We start from the raw sequence: 20,643 nt of genomic DNA on the forward strand, positions 1-20,643 counted from the left end.
AGCTATTCGATATTTTTTAAAAAAAGTTGAAACAGTAGAAAAAATCTTCTTATCATTCTGGTAAATTTGTGGTATAATTTTCATAGCATGAACCTTCGTTATGGTTTTTTGTTTTTTGCTATTCAATTATACTAGAAACGGGGGTTTCATGCTATTTTTTTGCTAAATAATATTGAAATTTCAAGGTGCAAAAGCACTTTTACAAGTGCGAAGTTTGAGTTTATTAAAAAGAATGGAGATCAAAGGGTACTCTATAATTAGGATTCTTAGTAAATAGACTCGGGGTAATAGAGTGAAAGTCTGCTCGCAAACCTCGGAGTTTTGCCCCGAGGAGGGTCAAGGAATGGCTAAAATTCAAAATGAAACTGATGACGCTAAAGTTAAAGTTTGGACCAGACAGCATAAGAATGTGCTGAAAGTGCTTAAAGAAGAAAGGATTTATAAGGTAAAAGAAAGATATATCAGAAAAAAACTTGAAAATTGTGCTGATATTTATTTTGATGTATATAAATGGCTGCGCCATGAGTCGGCTAAAAGAATGGAGATTTCAGCAGAAGTTAAATATCCTATCTGGCTAAGCATAGAAGAGGAACTAAAACTTCCTGCAGCTGAAGGAATGGTCTTTTTTGAACTTGAGATTCCAAGGGATCAAATAATGATTTTTGATATGATGAAGTGGGATTATATTGTTAATTATCTCTATTTACCAAAAGATAGGAATGACAGAAAAAGATTTAAAGAAAAACTAAAAAAGTATAATATTAATGTTGAATCAGAGATCTATCTAGAGAATTTTTATCCGCGGTTAAAAAAAGAAATGACTTCAAGCTGGAAAAGACTATTTGACTCAGAAATAGAGCTTTCAGATCAGAAAGTTGCAATCAGTTGGGAGCTAAGAGAGGAGTGGGTGGTTGATTATGAGTACAAAGATTGAGCTTTGGACACAGCAGAGCAAAAAAGTAAAGGAGCTTCTTTTTGATCAGCAGCGGCTGACAGCAAAAAAAGATATATTGAGCAAAAATATGGTTCAGAAGCTAAAATATTTTTAAAAGCATATGATTTCTTTGTCAAAGAAGCTAAAAAAATAGTTCAAAAACCTAATGATGCTGAATATCCATTTTGGGCTGCAGCTGATCCTAAGACTGCTCTAAGTGGTGGCGGTGGATTTTTAATCCGATTAAAAGTGCCTAAAGATAAAGTTATATTTTTTGATAAAAAGAAGTGGAATCAAATTTTAAATCTTAGTTATATTGCTGATGATCAAGAAGACTTAAAAAAACATAAAAAAACTTTAAAAAAGTATGGAATTACTGATGATTCAGAGATTATTCTTTCCCCTCACTATCCGGTTAAAAAAGAAAATTAAAGAGAGCTGGGAGAAACTTTTTGAAGGTAAAAATGATGGCTTTAATTCTGAGAAAAAAGGGGCAGCACTTTGGGAACTTCGATCTGAATGGGTGGAAGAGATTATTGAGAATAAGGAATATAGTAGGAAAAAATGACAATAAAGACAATGAGATGACTGAATATTCTATAGATAGTATACTTTATTAACAAACTAAATTTGACAATGCTTAAATATTTTTATGCAATGCTAGTAAAATTAGATATAATTAAATATCATAAGTAAGAGATTTGCTGTTCCTATACAGTAGATCTCTTTTTTTATTTACCTAGAATTAACCTTTTGGAAATTTAGATTTAACTTTTCAGTGTTAATATTATTGTTAGAGAAAAACATTTTAGTGGATTTCTATTTTCACCAAATTAAAAGGGAGTGAAAAAAATTTATGAAAAAAACTGTTTTGTTAGTTCTGGTAAGTCTCTGTTTTATAGTGAGTTTTTCGGCAGCGGCAGAAGAAGTTACAATTGATTTCTGGCATGCAATGGGAGGACATAATCTCGAAGTAGTAAACACGTTAGTCGAAGAGTTTAATAGTAGTCAGGATCAAGTTGAGGTTAAGGCTCAGTATACAGGTTCTTATAATGATACTTTGACTAAAACTCAGTCAGCAGTTCAAACCGGAACTGCACCACATATTATTCAGATTTACGAAATTGGAACTCAGATGATGCTGGACAGCGGCATAATTATGCCGATAGAGGATCTGGGCAAAGAGGTAGCGGGCGATAATAGTTTTGACTGGGACAAATTTTTAGTTCCGGTTTCAAATTACTACACAATGGACGGCAAATTGAATTCTATGCCTTTTAACTCATCTACACCAATTTTATATTATGATAGAGATGCTTTTGAAGAAGCGGGTTTAGATCCTAATAGACCCCCTCAGACTTTTGCAGAACTAAAAGAGTATGCACGAAAATTAACAATTAAAAATGACGATGGCACAGTTGAGCGCTATGGATTTACACTGGGAATTGTTGGCTGGTTTGTAGAACAGATGGTTGCAAACCAGGATGCAACTCTGGTTAACAATGATAATGGACGTAGTGCTAGAGCAACAGCGTCTAATCTAAACGAAGAGGCAGCAGTTCGTTTTGTTAAACTGTGGAAAGAAATGGTTGATGAAGGAATTATGCTTAATCCAGGACGAGGCTGGGATGGAGCAAATCAGGCATTTTCTTCCGGAAGAGCAGCAATGTTAATAGAATCTACCTCTTCAGTGGCAGGGTTTACAGAAAATGCTGAGGCAGCAGGTTTTGAATTGGGAACCGGATTTTTACCAAGACCAGCAGCTGCTAATCGCGGGGGAGTAATTATTGGTGGTGCAAGTCTCTGGACAATTGCTGACCATCCAGAAGAGGAATTGAAAGCTACCTGGGAATTCTTAAAGTGGCTTTCGGAAGAAGAACAGCAGGTTTACTGGTTTGAAAATACAGGCTACTTCCCGGTAACCAAAGCGGCAGTTGAAAGAGAAATGAATAATAAGTTTTTTGCTGAAAATCCAAATTATCTAACAGCATTTTTACAGTTACTACTGAGTAAAAAGGCAGTTTCGACTCAGGGAGCACTAATCGGCACTTTCCCTGAAGTTAGACAAATTGTGGAAGAATCAGTTGAAAAAACATTAGAAGGAAATATGACTCCTCAAGCGGCAATGGATGAGGCAGCAGAGAGAGTAAATAAATCACTTAAAGAATATAATCAACTTAACGAATAAGAATTCATATAGTTTATTGTTGACAGCTGTCCCTTCCTGAAAATCAGGAAGGGATATTATTATTGGAGGTGTATTTTTTGCAAAAATTAAATTATCGATCCCATTCACTTGTTCCATATTTACTTCTTTCCCCCACATTTATTGTTTTGTTATTGTTTTTATACTGGCCCAGTATTAATTCAGTGTTTTTAAGCTTATTTAAACAGGCGCCATTTGGACGCAAAAGAATTTTTGTAGGAATCCAGAATTATATAAATTTATTTCAGGATCCAGCTTATCTCAACAGCTTATTGAGATCTACATTATTTATTATCTTCACCATTACTATTGGGCTGGTATTTTCTCTGCTGCTAGCAGTTATTTTGAACCAGAATCTAAAAGGAATAAAATTTTACAGAGTTATATTTTTCATTCCTTATGCTATTTCGCCTACTGTAGCCGGTTCCCTCTGGGTTTTTTTGCTGAATCCGGTAGCAGGCCAGGTTAATTATTTATTAGATCTTGCTTTTAATATTCAGGTAAACTGGTTAACGAATAGTTTTTTTGCATTTCTGGCTATTATTATAGCAACTGTCTGGAAGAATATGGGCTTTAATATAATATTTTTTCTGGCAGGCCTGCAGGCAATCCCAGATAGTGTTTATGAGTCTGCAAAGATTGATGGGGCAGGAGCTATAACTATATTTAAAGATATTACAATTCCCTTATTATCTCCCACAACTTTTTATTTAATTATCATGAATATTATTTTCAGTGTATTTGAAAGCTTTGGGATTGTAGATATTATGACTCAGGGTGGTCCCGCTGATTCTACAAATATTGTAATCTATAAATTATATCGGGAAATGTTTATTAATTTCAGGCCGGGAATTGCAGCAGCTCAATCTGTAATCTTATTAGCTCTGGTAATTATAGTGACTATTTTCCATTTTAAATATGGCGCAAATAATGTACATTATCAATAAGAGAAAGGTGATTAAATATGTTTGATTTAAATAGAGGTCCCTATAGTATTTATAAAAAAATAGCACTACATCTGGTCTTGATAATCATTTCTTTCATTGTCTTAATGCCGATTATTTTCGGCATCAGTGTCAGTATGCAGCCCAGAGCCCAGATATTTTCTTATCCACCATCATTTTTACCTGACAGATTATACTTTGATAATTATATTAAGGCCTGGAATTTAGTCAGCCTTGATAAAATTTTAGTTAACAGTATTCTGGCTTCTTCTGTGGTGATGTTAGGGAAATTAGGGCTGGGAGTTTTGAGTGGTTATGCATTTTCGCATTTTGAGTTCAAATACAAAAAGTTTTTGTTTTTTGCAGTCTTATTCACTTTAATGCTGCCGATGCAGGTGCGGGTAGTTCCTCTGTTTGAGTTTATAAGCAGATTGGGACTGGGAAATTCTTTTTCAGGTCTGGTTTTACCGTTTCTGGCAAGTGCCACTACAACTTTTTTGATGAGGCAGCATTTTTTGACTATTCCTAAGTCTATTATGGAATCTGCTCAAATAGATGGCTGTGGACCTTTTCGGTTTTTATTCCAGATTCTCTTACCCTTGTCGGGAGCTAATCTTGCTGGATTGGCTGTAGTTAACTTTTTAGTGATGTGGAATGCTTATCTCTGGCCGTTGATCATTATTAATGATGATCAAAAAAAGCTAGCTCAGCAGGGAGTAAAAATGCTTTTTGCCAGTTCTTCAGAACGGGACTGGGGAATTATTATGGCAGGAACTATTATGGTGGTAATTCCAACTCTAATTGTATTTTTACTGGCCCAAAAGTTTTTCGTAAAAGGAATTGCTACTCAGGGTATAAAAGAATAGATATTATTTTTATGTTTAAATTTTGATGAAAGATCTGCTGTTATTTAGTAGATCTTTCTTTTTCTCTAAAAAGTTCTATAAATTCTGTTTTTCCATCCGCATTGAGTAACTCTTTTCTAAAATTATCTTCTCTCAACCAACTTACCAGAGTCGAGACTAATTTTAAGTATTCAGGTGAATAATCTGGATAATCAGCTACCATAAATACTAAATTAACTTTCCTACCATCCAGACTGTGATATTCGATACCCTTTTTTGATCTACCAATACTTAAAGATAATTCGTTAACTGTTTCACTTTTACCGTGAGGAACAGCAATTCCCCTGCCAAAACCGGTGCTTCCTTCTCTTTCTCGTTCAATAATTTTTGCCAAAAATTTATCTTCTGACTCAATTTTATCTTCTTTTTTTAACAAATTGACCATTTCTATTAAAGCATCTTCTTTATCGTCGGTATTCAGCTTAAGATTAATTAAGTTTTTTGATATCATTTTAGTTATTTGCATATTTTACCTCCATTCCTGTATAGAATTATATAATAAATTATCTACTTAAGTCAATTTATGTGAAAACAAGTATTATTTAATTTTTGCTTTATTTTATTTTTCATAGAATTAGTATTATTCGAGATAAAATCCCCTTTCTGGTAGAACAGACTGTATTATTTAATCTGTTAACCATAAGGGGATTATGTCATTATTTAGCTGTATTTAAAAATACAAATTAATTGCTAAGGCTTTTAACTTTTTCAACAAAATATTGATGAAAAATAGTACTTTTAGTTAGTTCCGGATGAAAAGCAGTGGCAATTATATTTTTGTTTTCTACAGCAGCAATTTGGCCTTCTTTTTGGTATAGTATATCAATATCTTGGCCAACTTCTGTAATTAAGGGTGCTCTGATAAAGACAAGTTCCTGGACTGAATCAGAAACTTTTGGAATTACAGCTTTATCAATGAAACTATCTAACTGACTGCCAAAGGCATTTCTTTTAACTTTAATATTTAAAAGTGCCAGCTGCTCGTTATTTTCTCCTTCAATTTCAGCTGCCAGCAAAATTAAACCTGCACAGCTTCCCCAGATAACTTTTTGCTGTTGATCAAAAGCCTTAATTGCTTCTGTAAAATTATAATGTTTAATTAATTTTCTCATTGTTGTGCTCTCACCGCCAGGTATAATTAAGCCGTTACAGTCATTTAATTGTTCAGGCTTTTTAACAGGTGCAACTTGAACATTTTCAATCTGGTTTAAATGATTTAAATGTTCAGTTACTCCTCCCTGGAGGGCAAGCACCCCCACTTTAACCTTCATTTTACCAGCCCCGATCAGCCATTTTTTCAGCATCTGTAAGCCCATTAATATCAATGCCAGACATTGCTTTACCGAGGTCTTCGGATACTTCTGCAATAATCTGTGGATCCTGATAGTGGGTTGTTGCTCTAACAATTGCTGCTGCTCTTTTAGCTGGATTACCGGAACGGAAAATTCCTGAACCTACAAAAACTCCATCACAACCAAGCTGCATCATTAAAGCCGCATCAGCAGGAGTAGCAATTCCTCCAGCTGCAAAATTAACTACTGGAAGTTTACCGTGTTCTGCTATGTACTCCACAAGTTCAAAGGGAGCCTGCATCTCTTTGGCTGCAGTCATTAATTCTTCACTACCTAAAGTTGTTAAATTATTGATTTGAGAATTGATTTTTCTCATATGACGAACAGCCTCTACCACGTTTCCAGTTCCAGCTTCTCCCTTAGTTCTAATCATAGCCGCACCTTCTCCAATTCTTCTTAATGCCTCACCTAGATTCGTAGCTCCACAGACAAAAGGAATCTCAAATTTTCTTTTATCAATATGAAAGGCCTCATCAGCAGGAGTTAAAACTTCACTTTCATCAATATAGTCTATTTTTAAAGACTCTAAAATTTGAGCTTCCACAAAATGACCAATCCTAACCTTTGCCATTACTGGTATAGAAACAGTGGCTACAATTTTTTTGATCATTTTTGGGTCTGACATTCTAGCAATTCCGCCATCTTTTCTAATATCAGCTGGAACTTTTTCTAAAGCCATAACAGCTACTGCACCAGCTTCTTCAGCAATTTTTGCTTCTTCAGCAGTAGTTACATCCATAATGACTCCACCTTTTAACATTTGAGCTAAATTTTTGTTTAAACGATATTTTTCTGACATAAATTTTGTTCCTCCTAATTGATTAATTTAGATTGTAGTGATACAATAATGATAAATAAGCTTGTTTTTGTTTAATTAACAATACAATTATACGATAAAGCGATACAAAAAGTCAAATATATAATACAATAATTTTTAAATGATTTTGTACTAATACAATAAAAGAGGTGAAATTATGTTAAAAATAAAATTAAAAGAAGAGAGTAATTCTGCTCTTTATCTGCAGCTTTATAAAGAATTAAAAAAGAAAATAAAAAGTGAGCTCGAATCTGATACTAAACTGCCTCCAATCAGAAAATTGGCAGACGATGTAGGAGTTAATCCCGCTACAGTTGTTAAAGCATACGATATGCTTGCTGATGAAGAATTAATTTATAAAAAAGTAGGTAGCGGAAGTTTTGTAGCACCAGACAGAAAAATAATCAAATCTGAAAATGGAGAAGATATGTTAAAACATGGGCAGATTAAGCTGTCAGAAAGTATTAATTTTGCTAGTGCTGCTCCTAGTACAGATTTATTTCCGGTAGAAGATTTTAAATATGCAATCAATCAAGTTTTAGAGCGGGATCAGGGTGAAGCTTTTAGTTATCAAAAAAGTCAGGGTTTTTTGCCTTTAAGGAAATCTATCAGAAAATATTTAACAAAAAGAGGAATTGATTCTTCTTTAAATCAAATTCAGGTTGTATCTGGAGCTCAACAGGCAATAGATATTATAAGTAAAATATTTTTAGATTATAAAGATCAGATTATAGTTGAAGATCCTACCTATTTTGGAGCTCTACAGGCTTTTAAATCTCGAAAAGCAGATATAAAATGTGTTAAAATGGAAGAGGATGGGGCAGATTTAGAAGAAATGGAGTCTTATCTTAAGAAAAATAAGATAAAGTTTTTCTTTACTATGCAGAATTTCCAAAACCCAACTGGTGTTAATTGGAGTCAAGAAAAACAACTTCAGCTGCTTGAGCTGGCAAGAAAATATGATTTTTATATTATAGAAGACGATATTTTATCTGATCTATATTATAATCAAAATAGGGTAAATAATTTAAAGGAATTGGATGATCAGGGGAGGGTAATCTATATTAAAAGCTTTTCAAAAGTATTTATGCCCGGCTTGAGGCTTGCTTTTATTGTTTTACCGGAAACACTTTTGCCAGAGATGTTAGAAGCTAAATATGCTACTGATATTTCCAGTGGGGGTCTGACTCAGAGAGCTTTTGACTATTACATCAGAGAAGGATTATTAGATAAACATATTAGCTTACAAAGAAATTTGTTTAAAAAGCGATATAAACTGATGAAAAATCAAATAATCAATAATTTGCCAAATGAGATAAAAATAACTTTTGAAATAACAGGCGGACTCTATTTTTGGTTAAAATTGCCTGAAAAACAAGATGCTCAAAAATTATATGAAAAAGTTGCTCAAAAAGGTTTGGTTTTTTCTCCTGGGTATCTGTTTAGTAACAATAATCGATATTCTAATTATTTCCGACTCAGTTTCGCCGCTGTAGATGACAAGCAAATAGTGAGAGGTATTACACTTTTAAGAGATATTTATAATGAATTTAGAGGAACAGCCAAAAATGATGATTATAGTCCTCTACTTTAAATAAATTCTGCTTGACTTTAAAAATTGCATCTGTTAATATTATGTTGTAAAACTAAAAATTAAATTGTACCTCATATAATAGTGGGAATATGGCCCACAAGTCTCTACCGGACACCGTAAACTGTTCGACTATGAGGGAAGTGTACCTAGGTTTCCGCAGCACTTATAGGATTATTTTGTTTAGATTATTTTAAAGCAGATTAGATCTTATATTGCTGGCTGGTCCGAGCGGTACAGATATGAATATTATATATTACACCGAAGGGATAAAAGCCCAGGCGGGGAGGTTCTACTCATAATAGGTAGAATCTTCCTACCTGGGCTATTCTATTTTTATAATGTTTTTGTACCAGGTACAAATCGACCGATTTGTACCTGGTTATAGTAAATTAATTCACAAAAAAGGAAATGGAGTGGATAGAATGAACATTCTTCTCATCGGTAGTGGTGGAAGAGAAAACGCGCTCGCCTGGAAGTTAGCACAAAGCAGCAGAGTAGAAGAGTTATATATAGCAGCAGGTAATCCAGGGACGGCTAAATTTGGCGAAAATCTTGACTTTGATGAAAGCAATCAGCAAGCACTTTTAGAGTTTGCTCTAAAAGAGAAAATTGATATCACAGTAGTTGGACCAGAGGCCCCTCTGGCAGCAGGAATAGTTGATCTTTTTGAAAAACATGGACTTAAAGTTTTTGGTCCAAATCAGAATGCGGCTCAGCTTGAAAGTTCAAAGGCCTTTTCTAAAAAGTTAATGCAGAAGTATCAGATTCCAACTGCAGCCTACTGCAGCTTTACAGAAGCAGAAAAAGCATTAGAATATATTGAAGAAAAAGGGGCTCCCATTGTGGTTAAAGCTTCAGGCCTGGCAGCAGGTAAAGGAGTTATTGTAGCCCAGACAAAAATGGAAGCGAAAGCAGCAGTTGAAACAATAATGAAAGATGAAAAATTTGGTCAAGCAGGAGAAAAAGTTGTGATTGAAGAATTTTTAGAAGGAGAGGAAGCAACAATTCTTGCTTTTTGTGATGGTAAGACTATAGTACCGATGATTGCTTCCCAGGATCACAAACCTGCTTATGATGGTGGTGAAGGTCCTAACACTGGCGGTATGGGTGCTTATGCACCTGCTCCAGTTGTATCTGATCAAATTATGGAAGCTTTCAGAGTGGAAATTATGAAGCCAACTAAAAAAGCTCTGCAGAGTGAAGGACTTAATTTTAAAGGAATAATATATTTTGGTTTGATGATTAATGCTGGAAAAGTTAAGGTTTTAGAATATAATGTTCGTTTTGGTGATCCAGAAGCTCAGGTGATACTTCCGCTCTTAGAAACAGATCTAGTAGATATTATGGAAGCAGTAATTACAGGTGATTTAGATCAGCTTGAAATAAAATGGAAAGATCAAAAAGCTCTCTGTGTGGTAATGGCATCTGGTGGCTATCCGGTAAAATATGAAAAAGGTAAGGAAATTTATGGAATCGAAGATGCTGAATCAGCTGAAGATATAATTGTATTTCAGGCGGGAACAGAACTTAAAGATGGAAAATTACTGACAGCTGGAGGTAGAGTTTTAGCAGTTACAGCCTTAGGAGATAGTTTTCAGGAAGTGATTGATAAGGCTTATAAAGGAGTAGAAAAAATTTACTTTGAAGATTTTCATATTAGAAATGATATTGGCCAGAAAGCATTAGTGAAATAAATTTAAGCTGGAGGTTATAATTTGAAATTTAAAGATAAAACCAGACAGAAAATTGGAATTATCGGTGGTGGTCAGCTTGGTAAGATGATGATTTTAGAGGCAAAGAAAATGGGCTTTTATGTTACAATTTTAGATCCAACAAAAAAATGTCCAGCTCACAGCATTGCTGATCAGCATCTGATTGCTGATTTTGACGACAAAGCAGCAATTAGAAAACTTGCAGAGAAATCAGATCTAATAACTTATGAATTTGAACATATAGGAGTTGAAGTTTTAAAAGAATTAGAAAGTGAAGAATATAAGATTTATCCAACAGCCCGCAGTTTAGAAATTATTCAGAATAAATATCATCAAAAAAATGTATTAAAACAAGATAAGATAGCTGTGCCGGAATTTAAAAAAGTCAGCAGCCCTGATGATATTAAAGAAGCTGCTCAAGAACTGGGCTATCCACTGATGTTAAAAAGCTGTACAGGTGGTTATGATGGTAAAGGTAATGCTTTAATTGACAGTCAGGATAAAGTAGAAGAAGCCTTTCGGGAACTGGGAGTAGGAAAAATTCAACTGATGGTAGAAAAATATATTCCTTTTAAAAAAGAAATTTCTATAATTGCTGCCCGCGGTTTAAGTGGTGGGATGAAGGTCTATCCAATTGGAGAAAATAATCATAGAGAAAATATTTTATATGAAACAAAAGTGCCGGCAGAAATTTCAGCTGAGCTGGAAGAAAAGGCCGAAGATTTTGCCAGAGAAGTACTTAAAGTTTTTGATGGAATAGGAATTTTCTGTGTCGAAATGTTTGTTACAGAAGATGGTGAGCTTTTAGTTAACGAAATTGCTCCCCGGCCTCACAATTCAGGCCATTATACGATTGAAGGCTGTGTGACTTCTCAGTTTGAACAGCACATTAGAGCAATTACGGGGCTGCCTTTGGGGGATACTGCTCTGCTGAGACCAACTGTAATGAGAAATATCATAGGCAGTGGAGAAGAAGGCAAAGCTGAGGTGATTGGACTGGAGCCAGCTCTGGCAGTAAAAGGAGTTAAGGTCCACATTTATCAGAAGACTATTTCCAGATCCGGCCGCAAAATGGGCCATCTGACTGTGACAGCAGATAGTTTAGATCAAGCTTCTGAGCGTGCTTTAGAAGCCAGCCAGTTTATTGAAATTAAAGGTGAAAAAAATTAGGGAGGTAAAATTTTATGAAGCCTAGAGTAGGAGTTGTTATGGGCAGTGATTCTGATCTGCCGGTAATGAAAGAAACAGCAGAAATTTTAGATCAATTTGAGGTAAAATATGAGCTGACAGTTGTTTCAGCTCACCGAACACCGGATAGATTGTACAACTATGCAGAGACAGCAGAAAAAAAAGGGCTGGATGTAATTATAGCTGGAGCTGGAGGTGCAGCTCACCTACCGGGAATGGTAGCTGCTTTGACAACAGTTCCGGTAATAGGAGTTCCTGTTAAAACATCAAAATTAAGTGGACTTGACTCACTTTATTCAATAGTGCAGATGCCGCCAGGAGTTCCAGTGGCTACAGTTGCAATCAACGGAGCCAAAAATGCCGCCTTACTGGCAGTACAGATTTTAGCCCGCAGTGATGAAGAATTAAACAAAAAGCAGAAAAAATACCGTCAGGAAATGAAAGCTAAAGTTTTAAAAACAGCAGCTGAATTAAAGGATATGGGATATCAAGAATACCTTGAGAGGAGCGAAAAATTTGCAGACTAGAGATATTTTTGCCAATATAAGTCCCCTTGATCACCGATATTCAAGGAGGAAAAAGAATTTTGATCAGATTGGGAAATACCTTTCGGAAAATGCGACTATTGAGTTTCAGGCGGAGGTTGAGTTGGCTTTGGTTAAGGTTCTAGCCAGAAAAGGTATGGCCCCAGAGCAGGCTCCAGCTGAAGTCGAAAAGGCGATTAATGAATTAACTACGGAAGAGATTTACGCAGAAGAAGCTAAAACTAAACATAATATTCGTGCTTTAGTTAACTGTATCCAGAAAAAAGTAAGTAAAGACATCCGTCCCTATATTCACTTTACAGCTACTTCTTATGATATTGTAGATACAGCCAACTCACTCCGCTATCAGAAGGCAGCACAGGAATTAATCTTACCCAAATTAAAAGAATTACATAAAAGTTGGGCAGAGATTGCTCTGCGTGAAAAGGATAGAGTTCAAATCGGAAGAACCCACGGTCAGCACGCAGTACCGGTGACCTTTGGTTTTACAATAGCTGAATATGTAGCCCGTCTGGGAGAAAGAATAGAAGAAATCGAAGCTAAAGCAGACAAACTTGTCGGCAAATTTTCTGGTGCGGTTGGTGCCTATAATGCCAGCAGTATCTTTTTTGAAGATCCAGAAGAGTTTGAAAAAGAAGTTTTAGCTGAACTCGGTTTAAAACCGGGTGAGCATTCAACTCAGATAGTCCAGGCTGAGCCGATTACAGATTTTATTCATGCACTTGTTTCAACTTTTAGTGTACTGGCAGCCTTTGCTGATGATATGCGCCACCTGCAGCGTTCCGAAATTGCAGAAATTGGTGAGCACTTCGGCAAAGATCAGGTTGGTTCTTCAACCATGCCCCACAAAAGAAATCCGATTAACTATGAAAATGTAAAGAGCCTCTGGAAGGCTTTTATGCCTCAGATGACTACAGTTTATATGGACCAGTTATCTGAACATCAGCGTGATCTGACCAACTCGGCTTCATCCCGCTTTATTCCCGAATTAATTACAGCTCTGCTTTCAGCAGCAGCTCGTTTAACCAGAGTCAGCTCCAAGATGGCGGTTGACCAGGAAAATATAAAAAAGAATTTTGAACAGAATAAGAAAATGATTGTTGCAGAACCGTTATATATTTTACTAGCTGCAGCCGGTCATCCTGATGCACATGAGGCTGTACGAAAGTTGACCTTAATGGCCCAGGAGACTGATTTTTCTTTAAGAGAACTGGTTGAACAGAGTCAGGAACTGCAGGGTTATTGGGATAAATTTACTAAAAGGCAGAAAGAATTAATTTTGAAACCGGAAAAATATACAGGTATAGCAGCTGAGAAAACAGAAAAAATCGTTAAGAACTGGCAGCATAAATTTGACTATGATCTCAAAACGGAGGTTTTATAAAAGATGAAAAAAAAGAAAATGATTTATGAGGGCAAGGCTAAGCAGATTTTCAGCACCGATCAGGATGATCAGGTTATTGTCCACTTTAAAGATGATGCAACTGCTTTTGACGGTCAGAAAAAGGGTCAGATCGCAGAAAAGGGAAAGATTAATAATAAGATCAGCAACTTCTTTTTTAAGCTCTTAGAAGAAAAGGGAATCAAAACTCATTTAATTGAAGAACTAAATGAGCGTGACTCTTTGGTTAAAAAAGTTGATATAATACCTCTGGAAGTTGTAATGCGAAATGTCGCAGCCGGAAGTCTGGCTAAAAGAATTGGGATGGAAGAAGGGGAGCCGCTTCAGCAGCCGGTAATCGAATTTTACTATAAAGATGATGATTTGGGAGATCCTTTAATCAATGTTTCTCATATTGAACTTTTAGGACTGGCAGGACGAGAAGAACTGGAAAAATTAATTGCTCTGGGACACAAGATAAATGATATATTAGTTAAATTTTTGAAAAAGAGAAATGTAGATCTGGTTGACTTTAAGCTTGAATTTGGTAAAACAGCAGCGGGAGAAATAATTTTGGCTGATGAGATTACTCCTGATACCTGCCGTTTCTGGGACAGTGAGACTAAAGAAAAGCTGGATAAAGATCGTTTTCGTCGGAATCTCGGTAATGTGGAAGAGGCTTATCATGAAATGTATAAACGGATTACCGGCAAGGACTGGAAATAAGTTTAAGATTAAGGGAGGAAAATTGATGAGAGGAAGTTGTAATTTCTCTAAAAAAGGAAATACAGTTCAGCAGAGTTCAAATGAGGTAGAATTAACTCAGGCTGAGCTGAATGAAGATAAAATGAGCGAAGAGTGTGGAGTTTTTGGTATTTTTAATGCTGATGCTGAAAGCAGTGCAGCCGAATTGACCTATCTTGGTTTAATTGCCTTACAGCACCGGGGGCAGGAAAGTGCCGGTATTTGTGCCAACTATCAGGAGAATTTTAATCTGCATAAAGGAATGGGTTTGGTAGAAAGTGTTTTTGAAAAAGAAGATATTAAAAATCTAAAAGGTGAGATGGCAATTGGTCATGTTCGCTATTCTACAAGCGGCTCCAGTAAACTTGCCAATGCTCAGCCAATTTTGATTAATAGTATTAAAGGTGATCTGGCTTTAGCTCATAATGGTAATCTGGCCAATGGAGCTGAGTTAAGAAATAATTTAGAGCAGAATGGATCAATTTTTCATTCTAACTTAGATACGGAAGTAATTGCACATTTGGTGGCCCGTTCCTTTGAAGATAATATTGTTGAGGCTTTAGTTCAGAGTTTACACCAGCTAAAAGGTGGTTTTTCATTGGTGGCAATGACCAAAGATCAGCTGGTGGCAATCCGTGATCCACGTGGATTTAGACCACTTTCAATTGGGAAATTAGGTAACAGTTATATTGTGGCTTCAGAAAGCTGTGCCTTTGATATTATTGGGGCAGAGTTTGTAAGAGATGTGGACCCAGGTGAAGTAGTAGTGATTGATGAGGATGGAATTAAAAGTAGGCGCTATACAGGAGAAAATGGTACCAGCCTCTGTGTTTTTGAATATATTTATTTTGCCCGTCCAGACAGCAACATTGCTGGACAAAATGTACTGCTGGCCAGAAAAAAAATGGGTAAACAGCTGGCTCGCGAGATAGATATTGAGGCAGATATTGTAGTTCCAGTACCAGATTCCGGTATTGCTGCAGCTTTAGGTTTTGCTGAGGAATCGGGTATTCCTTATGCTCAGGGGATTTTAAGGAACCGCTATATGGGCAGGACTTTTATTCAGCCGACTCAGGAGATCAGAGATTTAAAAGTCAGGCTCAAGCTCTCACCGATCAAAGAAATTATTGAAAATAAAAAAGTTATTTTAATTGATGATTCAATTGTTCGAGGTACGACAAGTAAACAGATTATAGGTAGGATTAAAGAGGCAGGAGCCAAAGAAGTTCATATGGCAATTTCTTCACCGCCTGTAGAACATCCCTGTTATTTTGGGCTTGACACCTCACGTCGGCAGGAGTTAATTGCCAGCAGTAATTCGGTAGAAGAAATAAGTGAGAGCATTGGTGCTGACAGTCTTCATTACTTGAGTCAGACAGGAATGCTCAAATCAATCAAAACTGAGGTTGAGCTCGGTTTTTGTACTGCCTGTTTTGATGGAGATTATCCGATAGATAATCGCTACTTAAGTGAGGAGGATTAGCTATGGGTTTAGATTACAAAAAAGCTGGAGTCGATATTGATGCCGGCAATCAGGCAGTTGAGTTAATTAAAGAAGATGTTAAGTCAACCTTTGGTCCGGAAGTAATGACGGGTCTTGGAGGTTTTGGTGGGCTTTTCAAACCTGATTTAAGTAATTATCAGAATCCGGTTTTAGTTTCCGGAACAGATGGAGTTGGTACTAAACTTAAACTGGCTTTTGAACTGAATATTCATAATACAATTGGTATTGACCTTGTAGCAATGTCAGTTAACGATATCTTAGCTCAGGGAGCTCAGCCTTTATTTTTCCTAGACTATTTGGCGGCAGGGAAACTGGAGCCTAAAAAAACAGCTGAGATTGTAAAAGGAATTGCAGCTGGTTGTAAGCAGGCTGGGGCAGCGCTGATTGGCGGAGAAACTGCCGAGATGGCCGGTTTTTATCAGTCAGGAGAATACGATCTGGCAGGTTTTGCAGTTGGAATTGTCGATCAAGATCAGATTATTACTGGTAAAGAGATTACAGCAGGAGATTTAGTTATCGGTCTTAAGTCAGATGGACTGCACAGCAATGGTTTTACACTGGCTCGAGCCGCACTTTTTGATAAAGCTGGTTATGATTATACTGCTCAAGTAAAGGGGCTTGAAAAAAATCTCGGAGAAGAGCTGCTCAGACCGACAAAAATTTATGTAAAAACAGTATTAGAGATTTTAGCTGGGTTTGAGATTAAAGGAATTGCTCATATTACAGGAGGTGGCTTAATTGAAAATCTACCTCGAATTCTGTCTGCAGGGCTCAAAGCTGAAATAAGAAGGAAAAGCTGGCAGCCCCAGATAATTTTCAAGCTGATCCAGGAAGCAGGAGAAATTGCAGAAAAAGAAATGTATAGAACCTTTAATATGGGTATTGGCATGATCTTAGTTATACATAAAAAAGATAAAGATCAAATTTTAGATAAATTAAAGCAGATGGGAGAAGAAGCCTGCTTGATTGGAGAAATAAAAGCAGGAGCTGGAGATAGCTCTCTCGAATTAAAGTAAAGAAGGTGCAGAAATGCTTAAAATAGCTGTTTTTGCCTCAGGCAGAGGCTCAAATTTTCAATCAATTATTGACAATATCAAAAATGGAAAGATTCCGGCAGAAGTAAAACTTTTAATTAGTGATAATCAGGATGCCGGTGTTTTAAAGCGAGCAGAAAGCGAGAATATTGAGCATTTATTTATTGACCCTGCTCATTTTGAAACAAAAGCTGATTACGAAGAAGAGCTGATCGGACTTTTAAAAAACGCCGGAGTTGAGCTTGTAGTTCTGGCCGGGTATATGCGGATTTTATCCCCACTTTTTGTAAGACATTTTAAAAATAAGATTATCAATATTCATCCTTCACTCTTACCTGCATTTAAAGGGCTTAATGCTCAAAAACAGGCTGTTAAATATGGTGTGAAATACAGCGGTTGTACAGTGCATTTTGTTGATCAGGGAATGGACACCGGTCCGATTATCAAACAGGCAGTGGTAGAGGTTAAAGAAGATGACAATGCAGATGATTTAGCAGCAAGAATTTTAAAAAAAGAACATAAAATTTATCCTGAAGCAGTAAAATTAATTGCAGAGGGAAGAATAAAAATTGAAGGACGGAAAGTTAAAATTATAAAGGAGGAAAAATAACTTTGTCTAAAATTAAAAGAGCATTACTCAGTGTTTCAAATAAGGAAGGTATTGTAGATTTTGCCAAAGGCTTAAAAGAATTTGATGTAGAAATTATTTCAACAGGTGGTACTGGTAGAATGTTGAAAGAAAATGGAATTGAAGTTACAGATATTGATGAAGTAACAAATTTTCCGGAAATGATGGACGGAAGGGTTAAGACTTTACATCCAGCAGTTCACGGTGGTATTTTAGCAGTTAGAGGTAATGAAGAGCACTTAAAAGAAATTGCAGCTCAGGATATCGAACCAATTGATCTGGTAGTCTGCAATCTCTATCCTTTTGCCGAAACTATTGCCAAAAAAGATGTGACTTTAGAAGAAGCAATTGAAAATATTGATATAGGTGGTCCGACAATGATCCGCTCAGCTGCCAAAAATAATAATGATGTAGCAGTTGTAGTTGATCCGGCTGATTATGATCAATTTTTAGCTGAAATGAAAGTTGGCAGTGGAGCTTTGACAAAAACTAAAAAATTAAAGCTTGCCTATAAGGCTTTCCACCACACTGCTGAATATGATCAGAGAATACAGAAGTATTTAGAAGAAATTGTGCTGTCTGAGGAGGAGAAAAAAGAACTTCCAGAGACATTACTCGACCGCTATGATAAAAGGGAAGACCTACGCTATGGAGAAAATCCGCATCAGAAAGCAGCTTTTTATTTAGAACAGGAGCAGAATGAGCCTTCGATTTCTACTGCTGAGCAGCTGCACGGTAAAGGAATGTCCTATAATAACATTAATGATACTGATGGAGCTTTAGAGTTGATTAAAGAATTCAACGCAAAACCAGCTGCAGCAGTAATTAAACACGCCAATCCCTGTGGAATGGCAACGGCTGATAATCTAAAAGAAGCTTTTGTTAATGCTCATGCAGGTGATCCCTTATCTGCCTTTGGTTCAATTGTAGCAGCCAACAGGAGGATTGATGCAGCAACAGCTAAAGAAATTGCTGATCAGGACAAATTTATTGAAGTTGTAATTGCTCCCGATTATGAGGCTGAGGCTTTAGAAATTTTAAAAAAGCGTTCTGATAAAATGCGTATTCTAAAAACCGGAGAGCTTTCTATTAATCGGGAAAAACCAGGTTACAGCATGAAAAAGGTAACAGGTGGACTTTTAGTACAGGATAGAGATTTAGCTCAGACTACTGCTGAAGATCTGGAAGTAGTAACCGAAAAAGCTCCAACTGAAGAGCAGATCAATGACTTACTATTTTCCTGGAAGGTAGTAAAACACGTTAAATCAAATGCAATTGTAATGGCCAAAGATGAGATGGTAGTTGGTGTTGGAGCTGGTCAGATGAGTCGAGTTGATTCGATGATTATTTCCGGACGCAAAGCTGACGGCCGTCAGGAGGGTGGAGTTGTGGCCTCAGATGCCTTTTTCCCATTTCCTGATGCAGTTGAAAAAGCAGCTGAACTGGGAATCAAAGCAATTATTCAGCCCGGTGGTTCAATCCGTGATGATCAGGTTATAGAAGCCTGTAATAAATTAGGAATTGCCATGGTCTTTACAGGGAAGAGGCACTTTAGACATTAGATTCTAATTGAAGAAGCAATTTAAATTAAAAAATCCAGTTAAATTGGATTAATATAGATTTCCCTAATCAATTCTCCATTTCTTATTAATGGTACCTACCCAGCCATTAATCAGGGTGGAGAATTTTTATTATAAAAATGAAAAAAACCGCCTCGGGAAAAAGGCGGTTAAAACAAGGAGAAAAGTATCTATTACTTTTATCTATGCTTAAAGCTGTCCTCTGCAACAGCTTCAAAAAGGGGATAACAAATCTCTATCTCTTTGCTACAATTATATAATATCAGTGGATTATTAAAAAAACTTTAAATAAAGATTAGAAAATGATTAAAAAGAAAAAATTGACTAATTTTAGTTTTTAGTTGATTAGAAAATGCAACTTTAAATAACATTAAAATTATCAGTAATAGTTACTAATTACCAGTATAACAGGGATAATAGCTATGTTTTTTACAAATAATCTTGACAAAGTAAATAGGTTTAGTTATAATTAGAAGCGTCTGAAGTTGAGAATCATTTTCAAACAAAATAAGATCAAGGAGGAATTAAGGTGAAAAAATTAATTATAGTAACAATTATAATTAGCATTTTTGTTGGTCTGGGAACAGCTGCTGCAGCAGCAGAAGAGGTAAATTTATATACAAATCGTCATTATGATACAGATGAGGAGATTTTGAATCGTTTTACAGAAGAAACAGGAATTGAAGTTAATGTACTTAAGGGTGATTCTGATCAGTTAATCGAAAGAATTGCCAGAGAAGGGAAAAATTCTCCCGCTGATGTTTTAATAACTGCCGATGCAGGTAGGTTACATAGAGCAAAGGAAAGAGATATTCTGCAGTCAGTTAGTACTGAAACACTGACTCAAAATGTACCAGCAAATTTAAGAGATGAAGATAATTACTGGTATGGCTTAACAATAAGAGGTAGAGTCATAGTTTATTCTAAAGATCGAGTTGATCCAGAAGATTTAGCAGGTTATGGAGATTTAACTTCAGATCAATGGCAGGATAAAATTGTAGTAAGATCTTCCGAAAATATTTATAATCAGTCACTTTTAGCTTCTTTAGTTTCAATTTATGGAGAAAAGTGGGCTGAAGACTGGGCAGCTGGTATTGTTGACAATATGGCCCGTAAGCCACAGGGTAATGACCGCGCTCAGGCAACAGCTGTTGCAGCAGGTGAAGGAGATCTGGCAATTATGAACACCTATTATTTAGGAAAAATGATTAATTCTGATAATCCGGCTGAAGTTGAAGTAGCAGAAAATGTTGGCATCCATTTTCCTGATGGTGAAAACGGGACCCATATTAATGTAAGTGGAGCCGGTGTTGTCAAAAATGCTCCCAATAAGGATAATGCTGTTAAGCTCTTAGAATATCTTAGTTCAGCTTCAGCACAGAAATTCTTTGCTTCTGCAAATTACGAATATCCGGTTAATCCAGAAGTAGAGGCCTCTGAACTTCTGCAGTCCTGGGGAGATTTTGAAACACAGAATATTAATCTGACAGAACTTGGAATCCACAATCAGACAGCGGTAAGAATTTTTAACCGTGTGGGCTGGCAGTAAAATTAAGGTCCAGCAGTTAACTTTTA

19 protein-coding genes, 1 pseudogene and 1 riboswitch are annotated in these 20,643 nt (G+C 36.2%); of the genes and pseudogenes, 17 read left to right on the top strand and 3 right to left on the bottom strand.

All coding sequences use genetic code 11. From position 1 onward, the window contains the following. Positions 1-343: 343 nt before the first annotated feature. The 6 genes and pseudogenes from C7954_RS02270 (at position 344) to C7954_RS02295 (ending at position 4,950) form a co-directional block, all read left to right on the top strand. Positions 344-934: a DUF3841 domain-containing protein gene (locus C7954_RS02270; protein WP_073157205.1), complete on the top strand. Its 591-nt coding sequence runs from the start codon at positions 344-346 to the stop codon at positions 932-934. After that, positions 918-1,049, top strand: a complete 132-nt coding sequence (locus tag C7954_RS13995; RefSeq protein ID WP_256208169.1) for a hypothetical protein — start codon at positions 918-920, stop codon at positions 1,047-1,049. Before C7954_RS02270 ends, C7954_RS13995 begins: the two co-directional genes overlap by 17 nt. After that, positions 1,040-1,502, top strand: a pseudogene (locus C7954_RS14145) (DUF3841 domain-containing protein). The gene C7954_RS13995 and the pseudogene C7954_RS14145 overlap by 10 nt, the downstream one beginning before the upstream one ends. Positions 1,503-1,790: 288 nt before the next feature. After that, the gene (locus C7954_RS02285) at positions 1,791-3,122 is read left to right on the top strand and encodes an ABC transporter substrate-binding protein (RefSeq protein ID WP_073157214.1); all 1,332 of its coding nucleotides are present in this window, start codon (positions 1,791-1,793) and stop codon (positions 3,120-3,122) included. Between the two features lie 77 nt (positions 3,123-3,199). Next, on the top strand, positions 3,200-4,087 hold the full coding sequence (locus C7954_RS02290; RefSeq protein ID WP_073157217.1) for a carbohydrate ABC transporter permease: 888 nt from the start codon (positions 3,200-3,202) through the stop codon (positions 4,085-4,087). A gap of 17 nt (positions 4,088-4,104) precedes the next feature. Then, the gene (locus C7954_RS02295; protein ID WP_073157220.1) at positions 4,105-4,950 is read left to right on the top strand and encodes a carbohydrate ABC transporter permease; all 846 of its coding nucleotides are present in this window, start codon (positions 4,105-4,107) and stop codon (positions 4,948-4,950) included. A 40-nt stretch (positions 4,951-4,990) separates the two neighbouring features. Here C7954_RS02295 and C7954_RS02300 read toward each other — a convergent pair whose 3' ends face one another. From C7954_RS02300 to pdxS, 3 genes are all read right to left on the bottom strand, one after another. Continuing rightward, entirely contained in the window at positions 4,991-5,455 is a 465-nt protein-coding gene (locus C7954_RS02300) for a PTS sugar transporter subunit IIA (RefSeq protein WP_073157222.1), read from the bottom strand. Positions 5,456-5,672: 217 nt separating this feature from the next. Further along, positions 5,673-6,293 (bottom strand): pyridoxal 5'-phosphate synthase glutaminase subunit PdxT, encoded by a 621-nt coding sequence (gene pdxT, locus C7954_RS02305; protein WP_223174476.1) that lies wholly within the window; start codon positions 6,291-6,293, stop codon positions 5,673-5,675. Beyond that, on the bottom strand, positions 6,262-7,140 hold the full coding sequence (gene pdxS, locus C7954_RS02310; protein WP_073157227.1) for a pyridoxal 5'-phosphate synthase lyase subunit PdxS: 879 nt from the start codon (positions 7,138-7,140) through the stop codon (positions 6,262-6,264). The genes pdxT and pdxS overlap by 32 nt, the downstream gene beginning before the upstream one ends. Before the next feature lie 175 nt (positions 7,141-7,315). Here pdxS and pdxR point away from each other — a divergent pair, with 175 nt between their 5' ends. From pdxR to C7954_RS02365, 11 genes are all read left to right on the top strand, one after another. Then, complete coding sequence (gene pdxR, locus C7954_RS02315; RefSeq protein ID WP_073157229.1) at positions 7,316-8,752, top strand: MocR-like pyridoxine biosynthesis transcription factor PdxR; 1,437 nt, start codon at positions 7,316-7,318, stop codon at positions 8,750-8,752. A gap of 51 nt (positions 8,753-8,803) precedes the next feature. Further along, a riboswitch (purine riboswitch) is annotated at positions 8,804-8,904 on the top strand. 270 nt (positions 8,905-9,174) lie between these two features. After that, complete coding sequence (gene purD, locus C7954_RS02320; protein WP_089716352.1) at positions 9,175-10,446, top strand: phosphoribosylamine--glycine ligase; 1,272 nt, start codon at positions 9,175-9,177, stop codon at positions 10,444-10,446. Positions 10,447-10,467: 21 nt separating this feature from the next. Then, on the top strand, positions 10,468-11,634 hold the full coding sequence (locus tag C7954_RS02325) for a 5-(carboxyamino)imidazole ribonucleotide synthase (RefSeq protein WP_073157235.1): 1,167 nt from the start codon (positions 10,468-10,470) through the stop codon (positions 11,632-11,634). Positions 11,635-11,648: 14 nt separating this feature from the next. Next, the gene (gene purE / locus C7954_RS02330) at positions 11,649-12,179 is read left to right on the top strand and encodes a 5-(carboxyamino)imidazole ribonucleotide mutase (protein WP_073157239.1); all 531 of its coding nucleotides are present in this window, start codon (positions 11,649-11,651) and stop codon (positions 12,177-12,179) included. Beyond that, on the top strand, positions 12,169-13,581 hold the full coding sequence (locus tag C7954_RS02335; RefSeq protein ID WP_134058595.1) for a lyase family protein: 1,413 nt from the start codon (positions 12,169-12,171) through the stop codon (positions 13,579-13,581). The genes purE and C7954_RS02335 overlap by 11 nt, the downstream gene beginning before the upstream one ends. Positions 13,582-13,584: 3 nt before the next feature. Beyond that, positions 13,585-14,304: a phosphoribosylaminoimidazolesuccinocarboxamide synthase gene (purC, locus tag C7954_RS02340; protein ID WP_089719855.1), complete on the top strand. Its 720-nt coding sequence runs from the start codon at positions 13,585-13,587 to the stop codon at positions 14,302-14,304. A gap of 25 nt (positions 14,305-14,329) precedes the next feature. After that, a complete protein-coding gene (gene purF / locus C7954_RS02345) occupies positions 14,330-15,805 on the top strand; it encodes an amidophosphoribosyltransferase (RefSeq protein ID WP_073157247.1) in 1,476 nt (491 codons plus the stop codon). A 2-nt stretch (positions 15,806-15,807) separates the two neighbouring features. Beyond that, complete coding sequence (purM, locus tag C7954_RS02350) at positions 15,808-16,842, top strand: phosphoribosylformylglycinamidine cyclo-ligase (protein ID WP_110300972.1); 1,035 nt, start codon at positions 15,808-15,810, stop codon at positions 16,840-16,842. 13 nt (positions 16,843-16,855) lie between these two features. After that, positions 16,856-17,470, top strand: a complete 615-nt coding sequence (purN, locus tag C7954_RS02355) for a phosphoribosylglycinamide formyltransferase (RefSeq protein ID WP_073157253.1) — start codon at positions 16,856-16,858, stop codon at positions 17,468-17,470. Positions 17,471-17,472: 2 nt separating this feature from the next. Next, the gene (gene purH, locus C7954_RS02360) at positions 17,473-19,050 is read left to right on the top strand and encodes a bifunctional phosphoribosylaminoimidazolecarboxamide formyltransferase/IMP cyclohydrolase (protein ID WP_089655385.1); all 1,578 of its coding nucleotides are present in this window, start codon (positions 17,473-17,475) and stop codon (positions 19,048-19,050) included. A gap of 547 nt (positions 19,051-19,597) precedes the next feature. Further along, positions 19,598-20,617: a Fe(3+) ABC transporter substrate-binding protein gene (locus C7954_RS02365; RefSeq protein WP_089716354.1), complete on the top strand. Its 1,020-nt coding sequence runs from the start codon at positions 19,598-19,600 to the stop codon at positions 20,615-20,617. Positions 20,618-20,643 lie beyond the last annotated feature (26 nt).

The sequence above is a fragment of the Halanaerobium congolense genome (assembly GCF_004366375.1).
GTDB classification, from domain to species: Bacteria; Bacillota; Halanaerobiia; order Halanaerobiales; family Halanaerobiaceae; genus Halanaerobium; species Halanaerobium congolense.

Coding starts and splice junctions, on each gene's coding strand:
- purE (WP_073157239.1), top strand. CDS start 11,649: ATGAAGCCTAGAGTAGGAGTTGTTATGGGCAGTGATTCTGATCTGCCG.
- C7954_RS02300 (WP_073157222.1), bottom strand. CDS start 5,455: ATGCAAATAACTAAAATGATATCAAAAAACTTAATTAATCTTAAGCTG.
- C7954_RS02270 (WP_073157205.1), top strand. CDS start 344: ATGGCTAAAATTCAAAATGAAACTGATGACGCTAAAGTTAAAGTTTGG.
- C7954_RS02295 (WP_073157220.1), top strand. CDS start 4,105: ATGTTTGATTTAAATAGAGGTCCCTATAGTATTTATAAAAAAATAGCA.
- purC (WP_089719855.1), top strand. CDS start 13,585: ATGAAAAAAAAGAAAATGATTTATGAGGGCAAGGCTAAGCAGATTTTC.
- pdxR (WP_073157229.1), top strand. CDS start 7,316: ATGTTAAAAATAAAATTAAAAGAAGAGAGTAATTCTGCTCTTTATCTG.
- purN (WP_073157253.1), top strand. CDS start 16,856: ATGCTTAAAATAGCTGTTTTTGCCTCAGGCAGAGGCTCAAATTTTCAA.
- purM (WP_110300972.1), top strand. CDS start 15,808: ATGGGTTTAGATTACAAAAAAGCTGGAGTCGATATTGATGCCGGCAAT.
- purF (WP_073157247.1), top strand. CDS start 14,330: ATGAGAGGAAGTTGTAATTTCTCTAAAAAAGGAAATACAGTTCAGCAG.
- pdxS (WP_073157227.1), bottom strand. CDS start 7,140: ATGTCAGAAAAATATCGTTTAAACAAAAATTTAGCTCAAATGTTAAAA.
- pdxT (WP_223174476.1), bottom strand. CDS start 6,293: ATGCTGAAAAAATGGCTGATCGGGGCTGGTAAAATGAAGGTTAAAGTG.
- C7954_RS13995 (WP_256208169.1), top strand. CDS start 918: ATGAGTACAAAGATTGAGCTTTGGACACAGCAGAGCAAAAAAGTAAAG.
- C7954_RS02285 (WP_073157214.1), top strand. CDS start 1,791: ATGAAAAAAACTGTTTTGTTAGTTCTGGTAAGTCTCTGTTTTATAGTG.
- purD (WP_089716352.1), top strand. CDS start 9,175: ATGAACATTCTTCTCATCGGTAGTGGTGGAAGAGAAAACGCGCTCGCC.